This window comes from Ruminococcus sp. (assembly GCF_017650195.1).
GTDB lineage: Bacteria > Bacillota > Clostridia > Oscillospirales > Ruminococcaceae > Ruminococcus.
In genome coordinates this window covers 1-2,928 of record NZ_JAGCFH010000025.1, presented here as the reverse complement: position 1 = coordinate 2,928, position 2,928 = coordinate 1, and the positions used below count along the sequence as shown (strand labels likewise).

General features: G+C 43.6%; 2 protein-coding genes. Both read right to left on the bottom strand.

Going from position 1 to position 2,928, the window contains the following annotated elements; genetic code table 11:
- Positions 1–183: 183 nt before the first annotated feature.
- Positions 184–1,419 carry a hypothetical protein gene (locus tag J6U00_RS01055; RefSeq protein WP_296577732.1) on the bottom strand — a complete coding sequence of 412 codons (1,236 nt, stop codon included), beginning with the start codon at positions 1,417–1,419 and terminating at the stop codon, positions 184–186.
- Between the two features lie 13 nt (positions 1,420–1,432).
- Positions 1,433–1,993 carry a sigma-70 family RNA polymerase sigma factor gene (locus J6U00_RS01050; protein WP_296577730.1) on the bottom strand — a complete coding sequence of 187 codons (561 nt, stop codon included), beginning with the start codon at positions 1,991–1,993 and terminating at the stop codon, positions 1,433–1,435.
- Positions 1,994–2,928: the final 935 nt, after the last annotated feature.

The following is a 2,928-nucleotide window of genomic DNA, read 5'->3' as shown; positions in this document are numbered from 1 at the left end:
CGCCTGCCGAAGCAGTAAGTGAGTACTGCCCGTAAGCTCCCGAACTGAGCGCTGATGAGCATATCAGTATACTTAGCACACCAGCAATGGTTCGTTTAAACATTTCTTTCACTCCTTTTTAATTCTTATATTGTTTATATGATATTTAACAATATACTTATATTAAGCTTTTCCGGATATCTCTCAGTTCAGATCGTCTATGCCGTAATCGCTGAAGCCTGACGCCATGTTTGAAGCATATCCGTTGTTTTCAAGGAACTCCTTTACCTCATGTTCGGTGAGCGGAGCTTCTGCTTCGTCTCCGAACCTGTGATCTGACGTTCTGAAGCTTTCTGTCAGCACACCGTCAAGGTACTTGTCGTATGCGAGGCAAACGCCGGTCTCGTCGTCAAAATCGGCTGTAAAGCTCGTTCCTGAGCCGTTACCCGTGTAATTTATCACTGCGCTTACTATCTTTCTGCCGTTTTCGTATCTTTCTCCCGTTACTTCCCACTGAGAATCCTTCATATTCTCCCTTGTGAACTGGTTCAAGCCGGAATATTCCTTAAAGAATATCCTGTCCTTTATTCCTCCTGCCTCCAGCTCGGAGCTCATATCCGTTATTCTTGCGAGCAGTCCTCTGTCGCCGTAGTCTATCGCATTTACACACTTATCGTTCAGGCAGTAGTAACGCTCGGTGCGCTGCAGGCGTCCATCGGAAACATAATGCTTATACGACAGCTCTCCAGTCATAGACGGGTTGTCTATCTTTATCGTTCCTTCGCGTCTCAGATAGAGCGAGCCTGCTTCCGATACCTCGCTGAGAGTAAAATCTGCCGAGAATCTTTCATAGCCGTATACAGCACTGATACATTTTTCGCAGAGCTGTTCCCCTGCTGCATTTTTATCAGTCTGCTCTCCGGCAGCAGTCGTAACTGCTGTGGTAGTCGTTGTTTCAGTAGTTTTTTCTGTAGTCTCTGTTGCAGTCCCGTCAGCCGTACCGGTAACTGTGTCAGTTCCGGCGACGGTGGTCACGTCTGTATTGTCTGATGTGACACCGGCGGTGGTAACTTCTATATTATATGATGATTGTTCATCTGCTGAATAGGATGTGTTGATCGTGACATCAGCTGTTACATTGCTGTCACCCATATTGTTGTCGGCATCGCCTCTGCCGGACCTTAAAAAGTGTACCGCACCCCCTATACCGGCAACAAGCAGTACTGATGCAGCAGCTGCCGAGGCTGTCTGGATAATGCCCCTTCTTCTGCTGTAATGCTCAGTGCCCTCTGCGACGTCCGTATACTCGCCGTCCTTTCCGGAGCGCTCCATTATCTTTGCAAATATCTCTTCCTTTTTTGCGGCTTCTTCCATAAGCCTTTCAACTGAATCCTTGTCCGCGCTTCGCAGGGTATAAATGATCTTTTTTCTCGTATTCATTTTATCCCTCCTTCTAAAGCGTTATGCCGTCGGCATGGAGTAGCTTTTTGAGGCGGGTCATCGCACGTCCGCATCTGACACGCACAGCGGCTGCACTCATGCCGGTCATTTCCGCTATTTCCCCTGAGGTTTTATTGTAATAATATTTCTGGACTATTATTACCGAATCGGGAGGACCGAGCTCCCCTATCTTGCTGAGCAACAACTCGGCAAGCACAGAGTTGTCCGTATTTTCCTCAATATCTTCATCGCCTGCGATTTCAGCCATAGCTTCATCGTCGGAAGATATGCAGGAACTGTTTTTTGTTGCCAGCTTTCTTCTCATGCTTATCGCCGCGTTTCTGGCAACTGCTCCTATGTATGACCTCAGTGATATATTTTCGTCAGGACTCATTTTCATCATTATGGAAGCGAATACGTCTATAACACATTCCTCAGAATCGTTCTGGCTTCCGAAGCCGCTTATTATCCTGCTTACTATTGAAAAAACGTAGTTGTAATACTTATCGAAAAGAGCTCTCTGCCCGTTTGACGGGGCTTCGCGCATAAGACTAATTATCTTTTCATCAGTCATATAGTCCTCCTTTACTTTTTTCGAGCAAATTCGTCCTCATTAATAATAACGCAATTCTTTTGAAAAGTGCAACACTTTTTTTGCCTTTTTTTATTATTTTTGAGATTATATATGCATATCTAGTAAAAAAGGACACAAATCGGGGCAACGCTTACAATGTATGACTGCCAATAAAATAGGAAAATTTGATAAAAAAGCAGGCAGATGCTTCATCAATGAAGCTTCTGCCTGTCAGCGATCTGCGCCATAAATAATCCGAAAGAATATTACAAAATCAAAAAGAGCGGTTTATGAAAGTTTTCATAAATATGCAAAGATCAGCCTCATACAGGTCATGACGGCGGTGTATGAAGAACAGCTGCCAGTATTATTATCCATTTCATCGTTATAACTCCTTTTTAAGTTTATCACGTAAAACCCAATTCCTCTTCTGTGCTGATAATTTTGCAGAAAACTGCCTGCCGCAGATAAAAGGCTCACTCCCCATGATGATATGGTGAGCCATGCAGCAGGCGTGATCCGCAACCATCCCAACCTGTTTTATTATCCGGGGGCAGCTGTATCCCCCCATCAGGATACGCCGTAAAATTACGGTCTTTATTTAGCTGCCTTCATTTATAATAACGCACGGCAATTTAAAAGTGTAACAGCTTTTTAAAAAATTTTTTAAAAACTGCTAAAACTGTATATGCCCCACCAGCGTTAAAGGTGACAATCATTAACAGGTTGTATAATTTGCGGATATTGCTTGTATTCCTATCACATATAGTATATATTGTATTTATCATGATATAAGGCGATTTTCAAAGAGTCCTTCTTATCGGTTTTAGGCTTTCTTAACGTGTTTCCACCGAAGTCACTGATAAGCACAGGATTGACTACGGAAACAAATACATTTTGTTCGTGGAGGTAACGGGCAATGGGTTCATAATAGT

Coding starts and splice junctions, on each gene's coding strand:
- J6U00_RS01055 (WP_296577732.1), bottom strand. CDS start 1,419: ATGAATACGAGAAAAAAGATCATTTATACCCTGCGAAGCGCGGACAAG.
- J6U00_RS01050 (WP_296577730.1), bottom strand. CDS start 1,993: ATGACTGATGAAAAGATAATTAGTCTTATGCGCGAAGCCCCGTCAAAC.